Source organism: Ruegeria sp. AD5, assembly GCF_056542345.1.
This window is the reverse complement of sequence record NZ_JBQFZR010000003.1, coordinates 270,410-293,244: the sequence shown is the minus strand read 5'-3', so window position 1 is coordinate 293,244 and position 22,835 is coordinate 270,410. Positions and strand designations below refer to the sequence as shown.

Here is a 22,835-nt window from a genome sequence, read left to right as displayed (position 1 = left end):
TCTTGTCTTTATGGCTGCTATCTGGTCAACGCGCCGGCGATCTTGGCTGCCAGCCGCTTTGCCACATCATCCTTGCCCATACGCGGCCATTCTTCGGCACCTTGCTCTGAGATCAGGATCACCGCATTCTCAGAACCGCCCATGATACCTGTCGCGGGGCTGACATCATTCGCAACGATCCAGTCACATCCCTTGCGGGCACGTTTGGCCGTAGCATGTTCGATCACGTTGTCTGTTTCGGCGGCAAAACCCACTACCAAAACGGGCCTGCCACTTCCCATTCGCGCGATGCGCTTCAAAATGTCGGGATTCTCGGCAAACTCTAGCGCGGGCACCCCGTCGCGGCTTTTCTTCAGCTTCTGGTCCGAGGCACTGGATACCCGCCAATCGGCCACTGCAGCTGCAAATACCCCCGCATCCACCGGAAGCGCTGCGTCGACCGCATCCGACATTTGCAGCGCGGTCTCTACACGCACGACCTTCACGCCGTCTGGAGGAGGCACGTCAGCCGGACCCGTGATAAATGTAACATCGGCCCCCAGCGCAGATAGCGCGCGTGCGACAGCTGTCCCCTGCGCGCCCGACGATCGGTTGGCGATGTAACGTACCGGATCAATTGGTTCATGTGTCGGGCCCGAGGTCACCAGAATACGTTTGCCAGCCAAAGGCCCATCCCCGAACTGCGCCTCGATCGCAGCGACAATTTCAAGTGGCTCCGACATGCGGCCCGGACCGTATTCACCGCAAGCCATATCGCCTTCGTTGGGGCCGACAAAACGCACGCCGTCTGCTTCCAGTTGCGCATGGTTACGCCGGGTTGCGGGATGCTCCCACATGCGGACATTCATCGCAGGCGCACACAGAACCGGCGTATCGGTCGCCATCAAAAGGGTCGAGGCCAGATCATTAGCTAACCCGCCTGCCATCTTACCCATCAGATCGGCCGTTGCCGGAGCAACCACGATCAGATCAGCCGAACGGGAAAGCTGAATATGACCCATCTCAGCTTCATCGGTCAGATCAAAGATATCTCGATAGACCTTTTCACCGGCGAGGGCAGACACGGATAACGGAGTTACGAATTCTTCGGCAGCACGCGTCAAAACCGGCGTGACCGCCGCACCACGTTCCCGCAACCGCCGGATCAGGTCCAGCGACTTGTAGGCCGCAATCCCACCGCCGATAATCAGCAGAATACGTTTCGATGACAGCATGGCTCGCCCTTCCCGTCCCGGTCGGCCCTGACATTAGGCAACGCTGGCGGGCAGTTCCAGCAGTTAATTCTGCACCTCAAAGGCTTTGCAGGGGTCTTCTCGCTCGACTGTGGGGCTATCGATAACAGCATCAAAATCCCCGCTCACGACCCCATCTTCGGATTGTCCAAGTACAAAGACCTTCAAACCGGGGCGCAGTCGCGACAGAAAAGTCGGAATTCCGCGATCCTTACGGGCATGGCCATTGCCAGTGATAACCGCGACAGGCCCACCAGTTTCGTCGGTGGCGCGCAGAATGGCTCGGGTCAACACAGCGTCCCTCAGACGTTGAATGGCTACCATCTGCGGTAGAACTTCAGCGGGCAATGCGTCGCAATGTGCCGCCAGTTGATCAGCCTCGCGTGCGGCTTGATCTTCATCCGACAGAGGTACAGTCAATCCATATCTGGCCGCATCAGCCCCCAACGCTGTGGCCGCCCCGCGTTCCATAGCAGCGCGGGCCGCTTCACGCGGAACCATCGCGCCATACACCGGCACATCCGCGGCCTGAAAAATGGGGTAGTACATTCTGAGAGGCGGCCAGCCGGATTCTGCCCAGCGCAGAATTCGGGACAGCTCCTCGGGATTGGTTGCCGCTTTTTGAGCCAACCGCTGAGCACCTTCTTCGGTCACCATCTCCCAGACAACCGCCGTGGGCGTGATTGCCTCAACTGCTTCGGCTTGGACCAGATGATGCTGAGGGTTGTCATGTATCTCACCCAGAATGACGACATCCGCGGCCCGCATGTCGGCCAACACGTCCTGAGGGATAAATTCAGCAGCTCGAACCGTTTGAGGCAAAGTGGCGAGCAACACAAAAGCTGTAAGAATCGCAAGAGGTTTCATGCGAAGAAGTGTTGCACCTCGCGCGATTGCGCTTCAAGGTTCTTGCGCATCTTTGTGAATGCTGCCGCCTCGAGCTGGCGCACACGCTCTTTCGACAGGCCAAGCTCTTTCCCAAGACTTTCCAGCGTCCGGGCAGGCTCACGCAGTTTTCTTTCGCGAACGATAAACCGCTCGCGATCGTTCAAAGCTTGCATCGCCGCCACCAGCCATTCGCGCAGTTGCTGGTTGTCGTGGCTGTTCTCTACTACCTCGGCGGCTTGTTCGCTGTCATCTTCCAGCGCATCAATCCACTCGCGCCCGTCCTCATCTGCAGACTGCACCGCATTCAGCGAGAAATCGGACCCTGCCAGACGGCCTTCCATCATCTCGACATCACGCAGCGGGACTCCGATTTCGGCGGCAATCTTCTGATGCAACTGATGGCGATCCAGCTCCAGCCCCTCAGTCGCGGCTTCGCGCTCCAGACGCGCCTGTACCCGACGCATGTTGAAGAACAGCGATTTCTGGGAAGAGGTCGAACCAGTGCGCACCATCGACCAATTGCGCATCACGTAATCCTGAATGCTGGCCTTGATCCACCACACTGCATACGTTGAAAACCGCACCCCCCGATCCGGATCGAACTTGTCGGCGGCTTTCATCAAGCCCAGTCCCGCCTCCTGAATCAGATCATTCATCGGCGCGCCGTAGCGTTTGAATTTCGCCGCCATTGATATCGCCAGCCGCATGTAAGCCGTAATGAGGCGATGCAGCGCCTGTTCATCGCGTTCATCGCGCCAGGCATAGGCCAGTTTCAGTTCTGTCTCGGCATCCAGCAACTCGGCCTTCATTGCCTTACGGGACATCGAAAAATCATGTGCGTTGTCGAGTGCCATGCAATTCTCCCCTTTTATCACAGGCGATGGGCCGGGCTTGCCTTGCCGACTTGTGGTCGATACGCAGGACAAAACCGGGTGGATCACCAGAAAGGTAATAAAAGTGCATGCCGATTTAACCTTTATCCTAGGCGGCGCTGCATCCGGAAAATCTGCTTTTGCGGAGCAACTTGCTGTTTCAACTGGGAAAAGTCGCGTTTACCTTGCGACATCACAAGTGTTTGATGACGAGATGCGCCTAAAAATCAGGCAACATATTGCACAACGCGGCAGCGGGTGGACGACGATCGAAGCGCCATTTGATCTATTGCCGGAACTCGCCAAGCTGACAAATGATCAGATTTGCCTGATCGATTGTGCAACCATGTGGCTGACAAATCACCTGCTGGCAGAGAATAACCTAGAGGAAGCACAGGCCGGACTGCTTGAGGCGATGAAGACCTGTGCCGCCCAGATCGTCGTGGTATCAAACGAAGTCGGCCACGGGATCGTCCCCGACAACGCCTTGTCCCGTCGATTCCGCGAGGCGCAGGGACGGCTGAACATCGCTCTGGCTGCGCAGGCAGATCGGGTGGTGCAGGTTACGGCCGGGCTGCCGCTGGTTCTCAAAGGGCAACCCCTATGACGCGCCTGCATTTGGTACGGCACGGCCCCACCCATGCTAAAACTATGGTAGGCTGGTCCGACCTTCCTGCCGACTTGAGTGATGAGGCCGCGATTGCACGGCTTGATGCGCATCTGCCTTCCAATGCCGTCGTAATCTCATCAGACTTGTCACGCGCCAGCGATACGGCCAGCGCCATTCAAGGCACGCGACTCCGCCTTCCGCACAACCGCGATCTGCGCGAAATCAATTTCGGCAACTGGGAGATGCGCCCCTTCGCCGAGATCGAGGCGGAAGATCCCGAGCTTTGCTTTGCCTACTGGGATAATCCGGGCGAGGTCAGGCCTCCAAACGGGGAAAGCTGGAATGAGGTCCGCGCGCGTGTCGATAGGGTCGTCGACACCCTGATCGCGGCCCATACCGGATGTGACCTGGTCCTGGTCGCCCATTTCGGAGTTATCCTGACTCAGGTCCAACGCGCTCTGGACATGGACGCCCAACACGCATTTGGTCACCGCATCGACAACCTGTCCGTGACCGAGATCACGCACCACAACGATGTCTGGACCGTGGGTCGGATCAATCACCGACCGTGATAGGTGTGCGCACAAATCTCTGATTTACCGACGCGTCTCTGTCCGACATCGTTGCCGCATGACATATGAGCTCTTTATCGGTGACCGGTTGTTTTCCAGCTGGTCCATGCGCGGATGGCTGATGCTTGAGAAATTCAGCCTGCCATACCGCACCCACACGATTGGCCTTTATTCCGGCACCATGGCGGCGGATATGGAACCGCTGGCCCCGGCGCGCCTTGTTCCTGCGCTGCGTCTTCCAGATGGAACCGTGGTCGGCGAAAGCCTCGCGATGGCAGAGACATTGGCCGAACGCCACCCCGAAGCAGGGCTTTGGCCGTCAGACCCCGCAGCGCGCGCCACAGCACGGTGGCTTTGCGCTGAAATGGTAGCCGGTTTCACAGCGCTGCGGGGGCAATGCCCCATGCAGTTGAAACATTGCTGGGAAGGGTTCAAACCTTCACCTGAAACGATGACTGATTTGCAGCGGATCGAAACCCTCTGGGCCCATGCACGGAAGGTCTCTGGCGGCGCGTCGGGCCCGCTGTTTGGTGCCTATTCTCTGGCTGATGTTTTCTACACGCCGGTCGCTGCGCGGATTGTCGGCTATGGCCTGCCCGTGTCCGAGGTCAATCGTGCATACTGCATGCACCTGCTCTCTGATATCGCAGTTCGGCAATGGCGCGCCATGGGCATGACGGTCGCGTATGAGCCCTTCCCGTATACGCAAGACCTTCCCGCACACAGCTGGCCAATTGGCGGGGATTCAGGGGCATTGGCGGTCAGCAACGGCCCCTCGGTCAACACAGCCTGCCCCTATTCCGGCAAGCCTGTACAAGACTATCTGGAACTCGATGGCAAGATTTGGGGCTTTTGTAATCCGTTTTGCCGAGACAAGACCATTGCCGACCCTGAGGCGTGGCCGAAATTTACGGCGATGGTTGCTGACGTTAACGATTCTTAAACTGCAGCCATGGCAGTAACGTCCTGTTAACCAAGAACAGGATTGCCATGGTCGCCCGCGCCCACACCGTTGCCTTTCAAGGGGTCGATGCCCGCCCGGTCGAGGTGCAATGCGCCGTCTCACCCGGCCTTCCGGCCTTTTCCATCGTGGGATTGCCGGACAAGGCAGTCTCCGAAGCACGGGACCGGGTGCGCAGCGCGCTAAGTTCGATGGCGATCGCGCTGCCGTCGAAACGGATCACGATTAACCTTTCGCCTGCCGATCTGCCCAAAGAGGGCAGCCATTTCGACCTGCCTATCGCCGTCGCTTTGTTGACTGCGTTGGAAATCATTCCAGCGGATGCTGCCGAGGGCGCTGTCGCGTTGGGCGAGTTGTCTTTGGATGGTTCTCTGGTACCCGTCGTCGGCGCGCTGCCCGCCGCAATGACAGCAGCCGCCGATGATCGCAGCTTGCTTTGTCCCAGCGCCTCGAGCGCCGAAGCCGCGTGGGTGGATGCCACGCAGGTAATCGGAGCGGGCTCGCTTGGGGATGTAGTAAGGCACTTTACCGGTCAGTCTGCGCTGCCCGCTGCGACACCGGGCGAAGTGAAACTATCACCCAACGCACGGGACCTGCGGGACGTGAAGGGGCAAGAGCGCGCCAAACGCGCCTTGGAAATCGCCGCAGCCGGGCGGCATCATTTGATCATGATCGGGACACCGGGTTCCGGCAAATCCATGCTGGCGGCGCGTCTGCCGGGTATTTTGCCGCCTCTGAGCCCGGTCGAAGCTTTAGAGACATCGATGATCCAGTCGCTTTGCGGCTTACTGGACGAAGGGGGCATCAGCCGCGCCAGACCGTTTCGCGAGCCGCACCATACCGCTTCGATGGCGGCGATCGTGGGCGGTGGCAAAGGTGCGAAACCCGGTGAGATATCACTGGCGCATAACGGCGTCCTGTTCATGGACGAGTTTCCCGAATTTCCGCGCACAGTTTTGGAAACCCTGCGCCAACCTATTGAAACCGGCGAGGTAATGGTCGCCCGCGCCAACGCCCATGTGAAATACCCATGCCGCTTTATGCTGGTAGCCGCCGCGAACCCGTGCAAATGCGGATACCTGACGGACCCGTCCCGCGCCTGTTCACGCGCGCCGGTCTGTGGTGAGGATTACTTGGGGCGTATCTCAGGGCCGTTGATGGACCGGTTCGATTTGCGCATCGAAGTCCCTTCGGTCGGATTTACCGATCTCGACCTGCCGCCTACCGGCGACAGCTCTGCGACCGTCGCAGAGCGGGTTGAAGCGGCGCGCGCCATACAAGCGGATCGCTTTCGCGACACGCCAAATACCCGTCAAAACGCAGATGTCGAAGGCAATGTGCTGGAAGAAATCGCCGCCCCTGATGCTCAGGGCAAAGAACTATTGCTGAAAGCCGCGGAACGCTTTGGCCTGTCGGCCCGCGCCTTTCACCGCATTCTACGCGTGGCCCGCACCATTGCCGACCTCGAAGGTGAGCCGGATGTGCGCCGCCCCCATGTCGCCGAGGCGCTGAGCTTTCGCATCAGCGCCAAAGCAGGAGCTTAAAGTTTCGCCTCAATCGCTTGCCAGATTTTCTCGGCGATGTTCACGCCATTGAACCGCTCAAGCTCCTGAATACCAGTGGGTGAGGTCACGTTGATCTCGGTCAGGTAGTCGCCAATTACATCGATCCCCACAAAGATCTGACCACGTTCCTTCAATAACGGTCCAATTGCAGCGCAGATTTCCATATCTCGCTCGGACAGGCCGATTTTCTCGGGGCGCCCGCCCACATGCATGTTCGAGCGGGTCTCGCCCTCAGCTGGAACCCGGTTGATGGCGCCCACCGGCTCACCATCGACAAGTATGACCCGCTTGTCGCCATTGCGCACATCGGGCAGGAATTTCTGCGCGATCAGAGGCTCACGAGAAAAGCCGGTGAACAGCTCATGCAGCGACGTCAGGTTGCGGTCATTCGCATCAAGACGGAATACGCCAGCACCTCCGTTGCCGTAAAGCGGCTTGAGGATGATATCGCCATGCTTTTCCTTGAACGCCTTGATGGTTCGCAAATCCCGCGCAATCGTGGTGGGCGGAGTCAGTTCAGGGAAATCCAGAACCAGCAGCTTTTCGGGATAGTTTCGCACCCAAAACGGATCGTTAACCACCAGGGCCTGCCCTTTTAGCCGGTCAAGCAAATGGGTCGAGGTGATGTAGTGCATATCAAACGGGGGGTCTTGGCGCAGCCAGACGACATCAAATTCAGCAAGGCCCACTTCACGCTCAGGGCCCAACACTGCCGGGTTGCCAGCGACTCGTTGCACCGTCATGTCATGGCCGCGCGCCGTGATCTTGCCTTCCTGGTAAGCCAGTTGATCCGGGCCATAAAAAAACAGCTGGTGGCCGCGCACCTGAGCCTCTTCTGCCAGACGGAAAGAGCTGTCGGCGTTGATATCCACGGCCCCGATTGGGTCCATCTGAAAGGCGATCTTCATGGTGTATCCCTCAATTCCACGCTCGATACATGGCGCAGAGGCTTGACGGGTTCAATGGGGGTCAGTCCAAACCAAAGGCGTTTTCGATGATTTGAACAGTTCCAATGTCATCAACCAGTGCCGCATCAAACCGAGTATTCGTCAGCTGACCAGCAGGCTCCTGTTCAAGAAACTGGGCAGCGGATGCGCAAATTCGATCCATCTGTCGGCGACTAATCCGAGCGGCTGCACGGTCAAAACTACGGCTTTTCTTAACCTCAATGAAGACCAACCCATCTGCGTTGCGCGCGATCAGATCTATTTCACCGCCAGCACCGCACCACCTGCGTCTTGCGATTGAATAACCCCGTCGCACGTATTCGGCGGCCACGCAAAGTTCGGCGGATTGTCCAGCGTGATAAGATACAGAACCCCGAACGGATCTCTGTGCCATATCATCCCTTTCCCAGCTTCAGAGCCATCTGATAGATCGGACGGCGCGGCAGGCTGAACATCTCTGACACCAAATCTGCCGCATCCCGCACCGAATGCGTTTGCAAAGCTTTTATCAATGCCTCTTCTACATCAGAGTCCTTAACAGATTGCGAATGGGCGCGATCCACAAGCAGAACCACCTCGCCCTTAACCGATAAGCCCTCGTACTCTGCTGCCAGATCAGCGAGCGTGCCACGACGCGTTTCTTCGAACTTTTTGGTGAGTTCACGGCACAGGGCCGCCTGTCGGTCTCCACCCAAAATATCCGCGAGATCAGAGAGGCAGGCAGCCACGCGCTTCGGCGATTCATAGAAGACAAGCGTTCCGGGGACGCTGCGCAGGGATTCGATTCGTGAACGCCGTGCGCCAGAGGCATTGGGCAAGAACCCGGCAAAGAAAAATGCATCCGTGGGAAGCCCCGCCAATGTCAGCGCCGTCAAAACAGCAGACGGTCCCGGAGCACATGTCACGTTGTGCCCAGCCTCAGCCGCCTGACGGCCCAAATCATAGCCGGGATCGGCGATCAGCGGCATTCCCGCCTCGGACGCGTAAGCCACCGATTGCCCTTGTTCCAGCGCCTCAAGTATTTTGCCCCGCGCGCCCGCGCCGCTGTGATCGTGATAGGCCAATATACGGCGCCCTTCGAGCGGCACGCCATGGATTTCCATCAAACGTCGCAAGCTGCGTGTATCTTCGGCAGCAATCATGTCTGCCGAGGCCAGAACATCGAGCGCCCTGAGCGTAATATCGCGTGCCGTCCCGATTGGGGTGGCAATAAAGTACAGCCCAGCGGCCAATCTGATCTTTTGGAAATTCAAAGCTGGACCCTCACAGCGTGACGTTTATTATCGCGGTTCAATAGACCAAGGTGCCCTCAGACGCCGGATCAGGGAGTTTTCTTTTAGATGTTTACCGTTTGCAAGCCCGCACGCAAACTGGCGAAATCCGCCATTGTACTGGCCACGGCCGCTTTTCTGGCCGCCTGTGAAGTCGGCGGCATCAGCGGAGGCCCCTCGATCGACACCTCTGACCCGGTTCCGGTGGCCCTGTTGGTCCCAAGCGGATCACCTCAGTCTGGCGATGCGGCCCTTGCACGAAGCCTTGAGAACGCGGCACGGCTGGCCATCGCGGATTTGCCGAACGTCAAGATTGATCTGCGCGTCTACGACACGGCCGGCAATGCCGGAACGGCCTCGGCGGTTGCACAGCAAGCTGTAGCGGACGGGGCCAAGATCATTCTTGGGCCAGTGTACGCACAAGCCGCAAACGCGGCAGGACTTGCGGTGCTAAACAACAATGTGAACGTGCTGTCCTTCTCGAACAACACCAGCATTGCGGGCGGCAATGTCTATGTGCTTGGCCCCACTTTCCAGAACACGGCCAACAGGCTGGTGAACTACGCCGGACAGCAGGGTAAAAACAGTACTGTCATCGTGCACAGCAATGACTCAGCGGGCCAGCTAGGCCAGTCTGCCATCGCTGCCGCGCTCAGCAACAGCCGCGTCAACAATGCGGGCACAGTTGGATATGACCGGTCACAGCAGGGCGTGATCGATTCTGTTTCGGCGATCAAAGCAACGGTCGATTCGACCGGCGCAGATTCGATTTTCCTGACCGCGACAACCGCAGGCGCGCTGCCGCTTTACAGCCAGTTGTTGCCCGAGGCTGGTGTGTCGCCTGCGACAACTCAGTATATCGGCCTGACACGTTGGGACATTCCAGCCCAAACGCTGGAATTGCCTGGCGTACAAGGTGGCTGGTTCGCACTTCCCGATCCGGCAAAGGCACAGGCTTATCGCCAGCGTTACAACAACACCTACGGTGAGGCACCACACCCGATCAGCGGGCTTGCCTATGACGGAATCGCTGCGATCGGAGCCTTGGTCAGCCAGGGCAAATCGAACGCGTTGACAGGTGCAGCATTAACCCAGAACGCCGGTTTTCAGGGTGTCGGCGGTATTTTCCGCCTTCGGCCGAACGGTACGAACGAACGCGGTCTGGCTGTTGCCACGATCCAGAACAAACAGGTGGTTGTGATTGACCCTGCCCCACAAAGCTTCTCTGGCGCCGGATTCTAATCGACCGGCGCAGGGCTCTGCGCCAGATGTCAATCTGATCTGCGCGGCTGACGAGATTTTTAACAACGCCGAGGTCAATGCCAACCTGTCCGCCGCTGTTGAAAACAGTTCGGACAACGCAGCCTTGCGCGCCGAGACGGTGCGCATACTGCGAGAGGCGCAAAAGACAGGCCGCAAGGCGATTGCGGACGCCTTTGCCGAGCGCCCATTTGATGCACTGACGCTGACGCATTCCTATACCTATCTGACGGACCAGATGGTCGGCACAGCAATGCGCATTGCCAGCGAGCATCTGCATCCGCTGGCAAATCCCACGCAAGGCGAGAAAATCGCTGTGCTGGCAGTGGGAGGTTATGGCCGGGGTGAGATGGCCCCGTCATCCGATGTAGATCTGCTTTTTCTGACGCCGTACAAAATCACCGCCTGGGCCGAGAGCGTGATCGAATCCATGCTCTATATTCTCTGGGATCTGCGGCTGAAGGTCGGTCACTCTTCACGCACGATCAAAGATTGCCTGCGTCTGGGGGCCGATGATTTCACCATCCGTACCGCCATGCTGGAACAACGGTATCTCGTCGGGGATCAGCCCCTTGCGCAAGAACTTGAAGCGCGCCTGAAGACCGATCTTTTCAAAGGCACCGAGCGGGAATTTATCGAAGCCAAGCTGAAGGAGCGCGATGAGCGGCACCTGAAGCAGGGTGAACGCTATATGGTCGAACCCAATGTCAAAGAGGGCAAGGGCGGCTTACGCGACCTGCAATCGCTCTACTGGATCGCAAAATATATCTATGGCGTAACGGATGTGGCCGAACTGGTCCCTATGGGCCTCTTTACGCCCGAAGAGTTTGACGAGTTCGCGCAAGCCGAAGAATTCCTCTGGGCCGTCAGGTCTCATTTGCATCTGGTGACAGGCCGCGCGACGGAACAACTGACCTTCGATCTGCAGGTCGAGGTGGCCGATCGTATGGGATATCAAGACCGCGCCGGTCGGCGCGCCGTCGAGGTGTTCATGCAACGCTATTTCCGCGAAGCCACCCGTGTGGGCGAATTGACACGGATTTTCCTGACCAAACTGGAAGCCTCGCACATGAAGGGCGCGGCCTTGCTGGAACGTATTTTCCGCCGTCGCCCCCGCGTCAAGGCCGGTTACCGCGTGGTCCATGGCCGTCTGGATATCGCGGACCCTGACACGTTCCTGTCAGACAAGGTCAACCTGTTACGGTTGTTCGAAGAGGGTTTGCGCACGGGTATGCTGATCCATCCCGACGCAATGCGGTTGGTAACGGCCAACCTGAACCTGATCGACGATGAGATGCGCAACGACAAAGAGGCGCGGCGCATCTTTCTTGATCTGATGCTGAAACACGGCAACCCCGAACGTGCCCTGCGACGCATGAACGAGTTGGGGGTTCTGTCAGCCTTTTTGCCCGAGTTTGAGCACATCGTGGCGATGATGCAGTTCAATATGTATCACAGCTATACGGTGGACGAGCATACGATCCAGTGCATCGTCAATTTGGCGCAGATCGAGCGAGGAGAGTTAATCGAGGAACTGCCCTTGGCGTCATCCATCCTGGAGGGTGGTGTTAGCCGAAAGGTTCTATACGTGGCTCTGTTGCTGCACGACATCGGCAAAGGACGCCCCGAAGATCATTCGATTCTGGGCGCGCAAATCGCGCGCAAAGTGGCGCCACGATTAGGGCTGAGCAAGGCGGATTCGGAAACCGTCGAATGGCTTGTACGCTATCACTTGCTGATGTCCGATATGGCGCAAAAACGCGACATCTCAGACCCGCGCACAATCCGCGATTTCGCGAAAGCTGTTGCAACCGTCAAACGGCTGGACTTGCTGACGGTGCTGACAGTCTGTGACATCCGCGGTGTCGGACCAACGACCTGGAACAACTGGAAGGCTACATTGCTGCGCGCGTTGCATGCTGACACCAAACACGCACTGGAATCCGGGATGGAGGCGCTTAACCGAGCCAATCGTGGAGATGGGGCGAAAAAGCGGTTGCGGGCCGAATTGGAAAACTGGTCCAAATCTGATCTGAAAACCGAAACCGGGCGGCATTATGATCCGTATTGGCAGGGACTGAACCTTTCGACACATGTCGAATTCGCGGAAATGTTGAAATCGCTGGAGGACAGCGGCGATCCAGGTGCCGTAGAAATCCGTCTGCATCCGGATGAGGATCGCGACGCCACCCGCGCGTGTTTTGCCATGGGTGATCATCCGGGTATTTTTTCTCGCATTGCAGGGGCACTTGCCCTTGTCGGAGCCAATGTGGTTGATGCCCGCAGCTATACGACGAAAGACGGATATGTAACTGATGCGTTCTGGGTTCAGGACGCCGAGGGCCATCCCTTCGAGGCCACGCGCCTGCCTCGGCTGACCCAGATGATTCACAAGACACTCAGGGGTGAGGTTGTCGCACGGGACGCATTGAAATCCCGCGACAAGATCAAGAAGCGCGAACGCGCCTTCAACGTCCCGACCCATATCACCTTCGACAACGAAGGTTCAGAGATTTACACGATCATCGAAGTCGACACCCGCGACCGGCCCGGACTGCTATATGATTTGACGCGCACGATGGCAGCCGCCAATGTCTATATCGCGAACGCAGTGATCGCCACCTATGGCGAACAGGTGGTCGACACGTTCTATGTCAAGGATATGTTCGGCCTGAAATACCACTCTGAGGCCAAGCAACGCGGGTTGGAAGCCAAGCTGCGCGCGGCCATCACCGAAGGTGCCGAGCGGGCCGCATCATGAAGCCGATCCGCCTGATTTCGGGCTTTTTCACCGTTGGGTTCTGGACCTTGGCAAGCCGCATTCTGGGCTTTTTGCGGGAAATCCTGCTGACCGCTTATATCGGCCCCGGACCGGTGATGGACGCTTTCGTCGCAGCCTTCCGACTACCCAATATGTTCCGCCGCTTCTTTGCCGAGGGCGCATTCAACGCAGCCTTTGTTCCAATGTTTTCAAAACGCCTTGAAGGCGGTGAAGACGCCGAAGGTTTCGCACAGGATGCGTTTAACCTGTTGGCGGTGGCGGTGTTGGCGCTAGTCGGTCTGGCGATGGTCTTCATGCCCGCGTTGGTTTGGATAACCGCCGAAGGATTCTATGGTGATGAACGCTTCGATCTGGCGGTGGATTATGGTTACGTCGTGTTCCCCTACATCCTGTTTATGTCCCTCGCTGCGCTGTTTTCCGGAGTATTGAACGCTACCGGGCGCTTCGCCGCTGCAGCCGCCGCTCCTGTGCTGCTGAACATATTCGCCTGCTCCGCGTTAATCTTTGGCGCGATATCTGGTGGAGAAATCATACGCTGGCTCATCGCGGTCATCCCAGTCGCAGGCATCGCGCAATTGGCGCTTGTCTGGATTGCGACTGAACGCGCGGGAATTCGCATTCGGCCCGGTTGGCCAAAGCTCAGCCCGGAAATGCGCCGCATGGTGCGGATCGCGGTTCCTGCGGCGTTGGCCATGGGCGTAACGCAAGTCAATCTTGTAGTCGGACAGCTTGTGGCATCAAAAACCGAAAAGGCAGTCAGTTGGTTGTTTGCCGCAGATCGTTTGTATCAACTGCCGCTCGGAGTGGTTGGCATTGCCGTCGGCATCGTGCTGTTACCCGACCTGTCGCGCCGCCTGCGCGCAGACGACAAAGATGGAGCACGCAACGCCTTTTCAAGAGCCGGAGAGTTTACTCTGCTGCTGACCTTGCCTTCGACAGTCGCCTTTATGATCATCCCCGGCCCGTTGGTCTCGGTCCTGTTCCAACGTGGCCAGTTCAGCGCCGAAGATACAGCGGCGACCGCCTTGGCCGTGGCCATCTATGGTATCGGGCTGCCCGCATTCATGCTGCAGAAGCTGCTGCAACCGTTGTTCTTCGCCCGCGAGGATACCAAATCACCGTTTCGATACGCTGTGGTTGCGATGGTGGTGAATGCCGGGCTTGCCTTTGGGCTTTATCCCATTTTCGGGTGGATTGCGCCCGCAATCGCAGCGTCGACTGCTGGCTGGGCCATGGTTGCGCTGCTTGCAATCGGCGCGCGCAGAATGGGCGACGAAGCCCGATTTGATGACCGGTTCAAACAGCGGATCTGGCGGGTCGTGGCGGCATCGGCTGGCATGGGGGTGGTGTTGTTTACGGCCATTAACCTCTTCGGCTCGACGTTCGGCGTACCAGGCTGGCGTTACCTTGCGCTGATCGTGCTCATTGTAACTGCGGTGGTGGCCTACTTCCTATTGGGGCACCTCTTGGGGGCCTTCAGGATTTCGGAATTCCGAACAGCGCTGCGCCGTAGCTAAGGCGCATCAATCCCGCCGGGTTTTGCTAAGGATACGCGCCCATCCACCCGGAGCCAGAAAGAAAGACAAACCAAACCCGGTGGCAAAACCGCCCAGATCGGCGACCCAATCCGAGGTCCCACCGAAGATCAGACCGAACAGCAACTGAATGCCCATAAGAACCGCGATCAGGCTGAATGCGCGCGATTGGTTTTCACCCACCAGAGAAAGCTTGCGCCATAGCAGCCAAGTGAACGCACCGATTAGCCCATAAACCGGAGGAAACCCGCCAACCAGTGGATATGGCGGGTTCAACAGCACCGCATAGGCCAACGCTCCGCCGACACCGGACAAGACGAATATGATCAGCATGGCGACACTGCCAAAGACCTCGGCAACCATCTTACCCATCGCCAGCACAAACACGCAGACAAACACTGCTTGCGTGAAATTGGCCTGAACAAAGGGATAGGTGACAAAGCGGATCACATGTTCGAACGGCCAGCGCCCGTTCTGGACCATCCAATCGAATATATCGGGCGAAAACGTATATTGCTGCAACGCATCCAAGCGCCAACCAACAGCAGTCGGCCCTCCGACCAAGCCCCTGCTGCCAAGCAAGAAGATCAGTTCAATCCCGATGATGAACAGAACCAGCGCCACCACGACCGGCGGCAGAGGGTTCACGGGCGGTGTATAATGCTCACTGCTCATTGGGCTGGCCTTTCGCGGCTGTTGACGTCCCTTGGCCTCATGGGTAAGCGACGGGGGCTGATTTTTCCAGACAGGAGTTTCCTTCGATGACCGAGACCCAATTCACGCCGCGCGTGTTTTCCGGCATCCAGCCTTCAGGAAACCTGCACTTGGGTAATTACCTGGGTGCACTTAAACGTTTCGTGGATATGCAGGGGCCGGAATACGAGACCGTCTACTGCATGGTCGACCTCCACGCGATTACCGTCTGGCAAGATCCCGATCGCTTGCGTGAAAAAACCCGCGAAGTGTGCGCAGGGTTCATTGCTGCTGGCCTCGACCCTGAGAAATCTATCTTGTTCAACCAGAGCCAAGTGCCGGAACACACTCAGTTGGCCTGGATTTTCAACTGTATCGCCCGGATCGGCTGGATGCAGCGGATGACGCAATTCAAGGACAAGGCCGGTAAGAATGCGCAGAATGCTTCGCTGGGTCTGTTCGCCTATCCTGCCCTGATGGCGGCAGACATTCTGGTCTATCACGCGACCCATGTGCCTGTTGGAGAAGACCAGAAGCAACATCTGGAACTGACGCGCGACATCGCAATCAAGTTCAACCATGACTATGGCGTCGATTTCTTTCCGGTAACCGAACCGGTCATCGGTGGGCCTGCGCCCCGTGTGATGAACCTGCGTGACGGGTCCCGGAAGATGTCGTCGTCAGACCCGTCTGATATGACGCGGATCAACATGACCGATGATGCCGACGCCATCGCCAAGAAGATCCGTAAAGCCAAGACCGACCCGGACGCTTTGCCATCGGAGGTCGATGGCCTTGAAGACCGTCCTGAGGCGCGCAATCTGGTGAATATCTATGCCGCGCTTAGCGACCAGACGGCCGCACAAGTGCTGGCTGAAGTTGGCGGGAAGCAATTCGGTGAGTTCAAGCCAATGTTGGCAGAACTTGCGGTCTCGAAACTCTCACCCATTTCAACCGAAATGGCGCGCCTGATGGGCGAAGAGGCCGAGATTGATCAGATTCTCGCCCGAGGTGCTGAACGGGCACGTGCAATCGCGGCCCCGATTCTGCAGCAGACCTACGAGATTGTAGGGATGGTCGGCGCGGGCAAGTCCTGACCACGCGATCGCAATCCAAAAAAAACGCCGCCCTTTCTCGGGCGGCGTTTTTCGTTCCGTCGGCTCTTATGCCGCCTGCAGGCTCAGCATCTCGTGCACGATGGATTCCGCAACTTCGTGCGGGCTGACCGCTTCGGCTTTGGCCCGTGTCAGGATGCGATCCATCGTCTGCTCCAGCGCCTGCAACCTACCGGCGACCCAAGCTTCACGCTCTGCGACACGGAGGATTTCCGTCGCCACATTCACGATACCACCGCCATTGGCGACGAAGTCAGGGGCGTAAAGAATGCCACGCTGGTGGAGCAACTGCGCGTCCCGATCGCTGGACAACTGATTATTTGCCCCTCCGGCCACAGCGCCGACTTTCAGTAATGGAATACTCGTTTCGTTCAGGATGCCGCCGATCGCACAAGGCGCAAAGATATCCGCTTCAACGCCGTAGATCGCATCGGGTGCAACGACCCGTGCCGCAAACCGTTCGGCCACGCGGGCCGCTTGCCGGGTGTCGATGTCAGTTACGATTAACTGCGCACCAGAATCGTGCAACAACTGGCACAAATGCTCGCCTACATGGCCAAGCCCCTGAACCGATACAGTCAGGCCTTTCAGGCCAGAAAATCCAAACCGGTGCTGCGCTGTCACCCGGATAGCATTGAATATCCCGCGCGCCGTTATCGGAGACGGATCACCGCTGGCGAACTCACCTTCCGCCAGCCCAGCCACAAATTCGGTTTCAGATCCGATATGCGCCATATCTGCAGGCGTCATACCCATATCTTCTGCCGTCCAGTACAGACCGTTCAAACCTTGAATCACGCGCCCAAAGGCCTGCAAAAGTTCAGGTGATTTATCCTCATGAGGATCCCCGATGATGACAGCCTTGCCTCCCCCGAGCGGCAGATCTGCCGCGGCGTTCTTGAACGTCATGCCCCTTGCCAGTCGCAAAGCATCGTCCAGGGCCTCGGCTGGGTGGCCATAAGGGCGCATGCGCACACCGCCCGCAGCGGGGCCACGTTGCGTTGAGTGGATCGCGATGTATCCCAATAGACCAAGCGAGTTATCTTTGAATTCGACCACGCGCTCGTGCTCTGGCGCGTCTACGATGGTGATGTCCATTCTTCTCCTCCGGAATGCTTCCGAGAGTTTGCCACCTATCGTCGAGTGATTTTCACCCTTTTGTCACTATATCAGGGAAATTTTTGGTGCTAAAATCTATAATTGAAAACTTTTGTGGAGTTTTTCGCCATGGATGATATCGATTCCAAGATAATCCGCGCCCTTCAAAACGATGGCCGTATGACTGTCATCGATTTGGCGGAGCATGTCGGGCTGTCCCCGACACCCTGCGCACGGCGTTTGGATCGGCTGCAGCGGGACGGGATTATCACCGGCTACGCCGCACAGGTCGACCCCGAGCGGCTTGGATTCGGCGTCACAATCTTTGTGTCTGTCGAGTTGGAGAAACAGGATCGCAACGCCATCGATTCCTTCGAAAAGGCCATTCGCCGCTGTGATGAGGTGATGGATTGCTACCTCATGACCGGATCACGCGACATTCTGCTGCGCGTGGTTGCCAAAGACCTCAATGCGTTTGATGCATTTCTGGAGAACCGGCTTATGAAAATTTCGGGCATTCGAAACCTACGATCAAACTTCGCTTTGCGCACCATGGTCAAACGCGAAGCGCTGCCTCAGCACCACGGATAATCTGCTGGACCTTGCGTCAGCCCCAACCTAGGTTTCCCCGAAGCTTGAGGGAGGGCGTAATGGCAGTCGGCAAAAACATCCGTACCTATTTCGATGGGCAATGGCACGACGGGGACGCCCCGATCATGCGGGCAGCCGATCATGGCGCATGGCTTGGCTCGTCCGTATTCGACGGAGCCCGCTTCTTCGATGGAATGACCCCGGATCTTGATGCCCATTGCGCCCGCGTAAACCGATCGGCCGAGGCGCTGATGCTCACACCATCTGTGACGACCGAACAGATGGTCGATCTGGTTCACGAAGGGTTGCAAAGTTACGCACCCGACACCGCTGTATACATTCGCCCCATGTATTGGGGCATCGACGGGGATCACACCGCCATCGTCCCTCAGGAAAACAGCACTGGCTTTGCCATCTGTCTTGAAGAAATCCCAATGGCACCCGAAACCGCCTCAGCGACGCTGACAACCACTCGGTTCCGCCGCCCTGTTCTGGAATCCGCTGTGGTCAACGCAAAGGCAGGGTGCCTGTATCCGAACAATGCCCGGATGTTGCAGGAGGCACGCAGCAAGGGCTTTTCAAACGCCCTTGTGGCCGACGCGATGGGGCATGTGGCCGAGACTGCGACCGCAAATATCTTCATGGCGCGCGATGGTGAGGTTTTTACTCCAATCCCCAATGGGACATTCTTGGCCGGGATTACACGCGCGCGGCATATTAAAAACCTGCGCGCCGATGGGGTAACCGTGCATGAAACCGTGCTGAGTTTCGATGACTTTCACGACGCGGACGAAGTGTTCATGAGCGGTAACATGAGCAAAGTGACGCCAATCACCGCGCTGGATGACACCCAGTATCAGGTGGGCCCAATCGCCCGTCGCACACGCGAGATGTACTGGGATTGGGCTGCAAGCAATTGCTGATCTGCTCCTTTTCTGTTTCAGTTGCCACTGCTTACCCTGTGGGGCATGATCCCGAAAACAAACGAGGACAAATATGCGCAAGTTCCTAGTCGTTCTGGACGACAGCCGTGAATGCCTGAACGCCATGCGCTTTGCCGCTATGCGTGCGGCACATACTGGCGGCGGGGTTACGGTTCTTTCGGTAATTCCACCGGACGAATTCAACCACTGGATCGGTGTTGCCGAGGTGATGCGCGAAGAAGCGCGTGAACGTATTCACGCCCATTTCGAGGTGTTCGCCAAATGGATGCGCGACAAACAGGGTGTCGAGCCCGAATTGGCAATCCGTGAAGGCGATCCGGTGGCCGAAATCATTGAACATGTCCAATCCGATCCCGAGATCGGGGTATTGGTTCTGGGTGCAGGTACTGACAAAAAAGGCCCCGGACCGTTGGTGACACAACTGACCCGGAACTCTGGAAGCTTGCCCATTCCTATTACTATCGTGCCCGGCGATCTGAGCAAAGAGAAGCTGGAAGCCATCACCTGAGGTGAATTTATGTCCGCGAAGCTGCAGTTCTGGTTCGACTTCGCATCGACCTATTCTTATCTCAGCGCGATGCGTATTCAGCAGGCGGCTTCGGAATATGGAGTTGCCGTAGAATGGCACCCATTCCTTCTGGGGCCGATCTTTGCTGAACAGGGATGGAACAACTCGCCGTTCAACCTCTACCCGGCAAAAGGTCGGTACATGTGGCGAGACATGGAACGGCTTTGCGCCGCGCGCGATTTACCTTTTCGGCGGCCTGAGCCATTTCCGCAAAACAGCTTGAAAGCAGCAAGGCTAGCGCTGGCGATCGAACCAGCTGATCAACGGGCAGCCTTTGTACGCACTGTCTATTCTGCGCAGTTTGGTTCCGGTCGTGATATATCGAATCCGGCGGTTCTGGTTGAGTGCCTTACCAAATCTGGCGTTTCGACTGATCTGATGGATCGGATAAGCGACCCCGCGATCAAGGCTGCCTTGTTCGAGCAAGTTACTCAGGCCAAGGCTAAACACATCTTTGGTGCGCCGAGTTTCGTTATTGGGGACGAGCTGTTCTGGGGTGATGATCGTCTGGATGATGCGATTTCTTACGCCGCCGCAATTTAGAACGGTTCCAAATCTTGACTTCCCCCGCACGGACGCGCATATCAGATGCATCTTAGACGGAGCCGCGCCATGTTCATTCAAACCGAATCCACACCCAACCCGGCCACACTAAAATTCCTACCCGGCCAGACGGTTCTGGAAGCAGGCACCGCTGATTTTCCAAGCGCCGACGCTGCAGAAAAATCTCCGCTCGCCAAACGCATATTCGGTGTAAACGGCGTAACAGGCGTGTTCTTCGGCAACGATTTTGTCACGGTAACCAAATCTGATGACGTGCAGTGGGATCACATCAAGCCCGCAATTCTCGGCGCTGTGATGGAGCATTACCAGTCCGGCCAACCGGTTATGGGCGCAGGCGCAGAGACCGCCTCGGGCCACGCTGAACACACCGGCGAAGATGCAGAGATTGTCAACCAGATCAAAGATCTGCTGGATAGCCGCGTGCGTCCTGCTGTGGCTCAGGACGGCGGTGACATCACCTTCCACGGCTTCGACCGCGGCGTTGTTTATCTGCACATGCAGGGAGCCTGCGCGGGCTGTCCTTCCTCGACCCTAACGCTGAAAATGGGGATCGAGAACCTGTTGCGTCACTACATCCCCGAAGTGACCGAGGTTCGCCCTGTTGCCGTCTGAACCGACGATTTTGGCATTCGATACATCGGCCGCGCATTGCGCGGCCGCTTTGCTGCGAGAGGGCAAGATTATCGCATCGCACGCCGAGGCGATGACTCGTGGGCAGGCGGAACGGTTGATGCCCTTGCTTGAAGAAATCCTGACCCGGAACAATTGCACATGGCGGCACCTTGATGCGATCGCCGTCGGAATCGGCCCCGGGAATTTCACCGGCATCCGAATCTCGGTATCCGCAGCGCGCGGGTTGGCGCTTGGGCTTGGTGTGCCGGCGGTTGGGGTGTCGGGGTTTGATGCAGTTGCGGAAATTGCGCCCGACGGGCATCTCCCGGCGATAGCTGCACCGCGCGATCAGGTTTATGTGCAGCCTAAGGGGCGCGCGCCTTACCTGACCTTACGTCATGCCGCTGACGATATTGGTCCCTTGTATTTCTGCGATGACCCAGAACAGCAGGCCCGTGCGATCGCCCAGGTGGCCGCTGGTCGTTGGACGACAGTTCAAGCACCACCCGCTCCGCTTTATGTCCGCCCTGCAGATGCGGCCCCCTCCAGCGATGTACCACCGGTGCTTTTGGACGAATGAAACCACAGGACATGGCAGAAACCCACGCCGCAGCCTTCACACAGTCACGCCCGTGGAGCGCTGAAGAATTCAGCAATCTGATCGCCAATCGCTTTACCCATGTAGTTGGTGACAAACGGTCTTTCGCTCTCATTCAAGTGATCGGCGAAGAGGCCGAGCTGCTCACGATCGCGACACGTCCAGACTATCAAAGACGCGGGCTGGCGCGGCGCATCATGGCAGACTGGCACGCCAAGGCACGAGAACTCGGTGCAATCCGCGCATTTCTGGACGTTGCCTCAGATAACCATTCGGCGATCTCTCTGTACCAAACCTGCGGATACACGCCATGCGGCAATCGCGCAGCCTATTATCATCGCAAAAGTGGCCCAAACGCCGATGCGATCGTCATGGAACGCCCCTTGAACGAAAAATATTCGCTTTTTTAGACCATATGGTCAAAAATGTGTTGACCGAAGCTGTTGCAAACAGCTTCAATTCCCGCCATCACAACAGGTATGCTCGCTCTGAGTGGGTACCGGGGGATTAAGCCCCGGACCGATAATAGCCAACGGGAGTAACAAATGACATTTATGAAATCCTTGATGGGCGCAGCCGCTGCGGTTGCACTAACAGCAGGTGCTGCTATGGCAGAACCGGCCCTTATCTTTGATCTGGGTGGCAAGTTCGACAAATCGTTCAACGAAGCCGCGCATAATGGCGCTCAGCGTTGGGCGGAACAGACCGGCAAAAGCTATCGCGAGATCGAGCTTCAATCGGAAGCGCAACGCGAACAGGCGCTTCGCCGCTTTGCCGAAGCAGGCGCAAACCCGATTATCACAATGGGCTTCGCCATGGCCGATCCATTGGCTGCAGTGGCAGGTGACTATCCGGATACAAAATTCGTTGCGGTCGACGTGACCTGGCTGGAAGCCCCGAACATTCGCCAGATCGGATTTGCCGAACATGAAGGATCATACCTGGTCGGCATGATGGCGGCGATGGCGTCCCAATCCGGCACAGTGGGCTTTATCGGTGGTATGGATATCCCTCTGATCCGTCACTTTGGTTGTGGTTATGCACAAGGCGCGAAGTCCGTAAACCCGGACATCAACGTTGTTGCCAATATGACAGGCACCACCCCTGCCGCATGGAACGACCCGGTGAAGGGCTCGGAGTTGACCAAAGCACAGATCAGCCAGGGTGCTGACGTGATTTACGCCGCTGCGGGCGGTACCGGTGTTGGCGTTCTGCAAACCGCAGCCGACGAAGGCATCCTGTCAATCGGTGTCGATAGCAACCAGAACCACCTGCACCCGGGCAAGGTCCTGACCTCGATGCTCAAGCGTGTGGACGTTGCTGTATATGACGCCATGAAAGCTGGCGAAGACGTCCAGACCGGTGTTTACACCATGGGTCTTGCACAAGATGGCGTTGGCGTTGCGATGGATGAAAACAACGCGGAACTGGTGAGCGAAGAAATGAGCTCGGCCATTGAAAGTGCCCGTCGCGACATCATCGATGGCAACGTAAGCGTTGTCAGCTACTACGAGAACGACAGCTGCCCTGCACTGCAGTTCTGATGTAACTGGGGGC

Annotated in this window: 24 protein-coding genes; 16 read left to right on the top strand and 8 right to left on the bottom strand. The window is 57.6% G+C overall.

The features are described from left to right. Positions 1-17: 17 nt before the first annotated feature. The 3 genes from coaBC to ACR0JG_RS17830 all read right to left on the bottom strand — a co-directional run bounded on the left by coaBC (position 18) and on the right by ACR0JG_RS17830 (position 2,974). Positions 18-1,214, bottom strand: a complete 1,197-nt coding sequence (gene coaBC, locus ACR0JG_RS17840) for a bifunctional phosphopantothenoylcysteine decarboxylase/phosphopantothenate--cysteine ligase CoaBC (RefSeq protein ID WP_170395882.1) — start codon at positions 1,212-1,214, stop codon at positions 18-20. 63 nt (positions 1,215-1,277) lie between these two features. Continuing rightward, the gene (locus tag ACR0JG_RS17835) at positions 1,278-2,099 is read right to left on the bottom strand and encodes a ChaN family lipoprotein (RefSeq protein ID WP_170395880.1); all 822 of its coding nucleotides are present in this window, start codon (positions 2,097-2,099) and stop codon (positions 1,278-1,280) included. Next, complete coding sequence (locus tag ACR0JG_RS17830) at positions 2,096-2,974, bottom strand: RNA polymerase factor sigma-32 (RefSeq protein WP_170566354.1); 879 nt, start codon at positions 2,972-2,974, stop codon at positions 2,096-2,098. Before ACR0JG_RS17830 ends, ACR0JG_RS17835 begins: the two co-directional genes overlap by 4 nt. Before the next feature lie 103 nt (positions 2,975-3,077). On the opposite strand from ACR0JG_RS17830, the gene cobU reads away from it, so the two are divergent. From cobU to ACR0JG_RS17810, 4 genes are read left to right on the top strand one after another with little or no spacing between them, the layout of a single operon-like run. Then, complete coding sequence (cobU, locus tag ACR0JG_RS17825) at positions 3,078-3,599, top strand: bifunctional adenosylcobinamide kinase/adenosylcobinamide-phosphate guanylyltransferase (protein WP_170514161.1); 522 nt, start codon at positions 3,078-3,080, stop codon at positions 3,597-3,599. After that, positions 3,596-4,174: a histidine phosphatase family protein gene (locus ACR0JG_RS17820; RefSeq protein WP_480571563.1), complete on the top strand. Its 579-nt coding sequence runs from the start codon at positions 3,596-3,598 to the stop codon at positions 4,172-4,174. Before cobU ends, ACR0JG_RS17820 begins: the two co-directional genes overlap by 4 nt. 58 nt (positions 4,175-4,232) lie before the next feature. After that, complete coding sequence (locus tag ACR0JG_RS17815) at positions 4,233-5,117, top strand: glutathione S-transferase N-terminal domain-containing protein (RefSeq protein ID WP_480571560.1); 885 nt, start codon at positions 4,233-4,235, stop codon at positions 5,115-5,117. 47 nt (positions 5,118-5,164) lie between these two features. Next, entirely contained in the window at positions 5,165-6,679 is a 1,515-nt protein-coding gene (locus ACR0JG_RS17810) for a YifB family Mg chelatase-like AAA ATPase (RefSeq protein ID WP_480571557.1), read from the top strand. Here ACR0JG_RS17810 and gshB read toward each other — a convergent pair. The 3 genes from gshB to rsmI all read right to left on the bottom strand — a co-directional run bounded on the left by gshB (position 6,676) and on the right by rsmI (position 8,900). After that, positions 6,676-7,608, bottom strand: a complete 933-nt coding sequence (gene gshB / locus ACR0JG_RS17805) for a glutathione synthase (protein ID WP_480571554.1) — start codon at positions 7,606-7,608, stop codon at positions 6,676-6,678. The two genes, ACR0JG_RS17810 and gshB, sit on opposite strands and share 4 nt — an antisense overlap. A gap of 61 nt (positions 7,609-7,669) precedes the next feature. Then, entirely contained in the window at positions 7,670-8,041 is a 372-nt protein-coding gene (locus ACR0JG_RS17800) for a YraN family protein (protein WP_480571551.1), read from the bottom strand. 1 nt (position 8,042) lies between these two features. Then, the gene (gene rsmI / locus ACR0JG_RS17795; RefSeq protein ID WP_480571549.1) at positions 8,043-8,900 is read right to left on the bottom strand and encodes a 16S rRNA (cytidine(1402)-2'-O)-methyltransferase; all 858 of its coding nucleotides are present in this window, start codon (positions 8,898-8,900) and stop codon (positions 8,043-8,045) included. Between the two features lie 87 nt (positions 8,901-8,987). Between rsmI and ACR0JG_RS17790 the strand changes: the two genes are divergently transcribed. Genes ACR0JG_RS17790 through murJ form a run of 3 tightly spaced genes read left to right on the top strand, consistent with a single transcriptional unit; the run spans position 8,988 to position 14,477 of the window. Beyond that, entirely contained in the window at positions 8,988-10,160 is a 1,173-nt protein-coding gene (locus ACR0JG_RS17790) for a penicillin-binding protein activator (RefSeq protein WP_170395865.1), read from the top strand. After that, the gene (locus ACR0JG_RS17785) at positions 10,120-12,939 is read left to right on the top strand and encodes a [protein-PII] uridylyltransferase (protein WP_480571546.1); all 2,820 of its coding nucleotides are present in this window, start codon (positions 10,120-10,122) and stop codon (positions 12,937-12,939) included. The genes ACR0JG_RS17790 and ACR0JG_RS17785 overlap by 41 nt, the downstream gene beginning before the upstream one ends. Continuing rightward, the gene (murJ, locus tag ACR0JG_RS17780) at positions 12,936-14,477 is read left to right on the top strand and encodes a murein biosynthesis integral membrane protein MurJ (RefSeq protein ID WP_480571543.1); all 1,542 of its coding nucleotides are present in this window, start codon (positions 12,936-12,938) and stop codon (positions 14,475-14,477) included. Before ACR0JG_RS17785 ends, murJ begins: the two co-directional genes overlap by 4 nt. A gap of 6 nt (positions 14,478-14,483) precedes the next feature. Here the strand turns inward: murJ and ACR0JG_RS17775 are convergent, their stop codons facing one another. Next, the gene (locus ACR0JG_RS17775; RefSeq protein WP_170423757.1) at positions 14,484-15,170 is read right to left on the bottom strand and encodes a rhomboid family intramembrane serine protease; all 687 of its coding nucleotides are present in this window, start codon (positions 15,168-15,170) and stop codon (positions 14,484-14,486) included. A gap of 86 nt (positions 15,171-15,256) precedes the next feature. On the opposite strand from ACR0JG_RS17775, the gene trpS reads away from it, so the two are divergent. Next, positions 15,257-16,285, top strand: a complete 1,029-nt coding sequence (gene trpS, locus ACR0JG_RS17770; RefSeq protein ID WP_170423755.1) for a tryptophan--tRNA ligase — start codon at positions 15,257-15,259, stop codon at positions 16,283-16,285. A gap of 66 nt (positions 16,286-16,351) precedes the next feature. Here the strand turns inward: trpS and ACR0JG_RS17765 are convergent, their stop codons facing one another. Further along, on the bottom strand, positions 16,352-17,401 hold the full coding sequence (locus ACR0JG_RS17765) for a Glu/Leu/Phe/Val family dehydrogenase (protein ID WP_480571540.1): 1,050 nt from the start codon (positions 17,399-17,401) through the stop codon (positions 16,352-16,354). A 129-nt stretch (positions 17,402-17,530) separates the two neighbouring features. Here ACR0JG_RS17765 and ACR0JG_RS17760 point away from each other — a divergent pair, with 129 nt between their 5' ends. The 8 genes from ACR0JG_RS17760 (at position 17,531) to ACR0JG_RS17725 (ending at position 22,822) form a co-directional block, all read left to right on the top strand. Next, on the top strand, positions 17,531-17,992 hold the full coding sequence (locus tag ACR0JG_RS17760) for an Lrp/AsnC family transcriptional regulator (protein ID WP_170395853.1): 462 nt from the start codon (positions 17,531-17,533) through the stop codon (positions 17,990-17,992). 59 nt (positions 17,993-18,051) lie between these two features. After that, the gene (locus tag ACR0JG_RS17755) at positions 18,052-18,915 is read left to right on the top strand and encodes a branched-chain amino acid aminotransferase (RefSeq protein ID WP_480571538.1); all 864 of its coding nucleotides are present in this window, start codon (positions 18,052-18,054) and stop codon (positions 18,913-18,915) included. 73 nt (positions 18,916-18,988) lie between these two features. Beyond that, on the top strand, positions 18,989-19,444 hold the full coding sequence (locus tag ACR0JG_RS17750) for a universal stress protein (RefSeq protein WP_074736907.1): 456 nt from the start codon (positions 18,989-18,991) through the stop codon (positions 19,442-19,444). Positions 19,445-19,453: 9 nt separating this feature from the next. Further along, the gene (locus tag ACR0JG_RS17745) at positions 19,454-20,047 is read left to right on the top strand and encodes a 2-hydroxychromene-2-carboxylate isomerase (protein WP_170423747.1); all 594 of its coding nucleotides are present in this window, start codon (positions 19,454-19,456) and stop codon (positions 20,045-20,047) included. A 69-nt stretch (positions 20,048-20,116) separates the two neighbouring features. Further along, a complete protein-coding gene (locus tag ACR0JG_RS17740; RefSeq protein ID WP_170395847.1) occupies positions 20,117-20,680 on the top strand; it encodes a NifU family protein in 564 nt (187 codons plus the stop codon). Further along, positions 20,670-21,260, top strand: coding sequence for a tRNA (adenosine(37)-N6)-threonylcarbamoyltransferase complex dimerization subunit type 1 TsaB (tsaB, locus tag ACR0JG_RS17735; RefSeq protein WP_480571535.1), 591 nt, complete (start codon positions 20,670-20,672; stop codon positions 21,258-21,260). The genes ACR0JG_RS17740 and tsaB overlap by 11 nt, the downstream gene beginning before the upstream one ends. An 11-nt stretch (positions 21,261-21,271) precedes the next feature. Next, positions 21,272-21,688 carry a GNAT family N-acetyltransferase gene (locus ACR0JG_RS17730; protein ID WP_480571532.1) on the top strand — a complete coding sequence of 139 codons (417 nt, stop codon included), beginning with the start codon at positions 21,272-21,274 and terminating at the stop codon, positions 21,686-21,688. Positions 21,689-21,823: 135 nt separating this feature from the next. Continuing rightward, positions 21,824-22,822, top strand: a complete 999-nt coding sequence (locus tag ACR0JG_RS17725) for a BMP family lipoprotein (RefSeq protein ID WP_170395841.1) — start codon at positions 21,824-21,826, stop codon at positions 22,820-22,822. Positions 22,823-22,835: the final 13 nt, after the last annotated feature.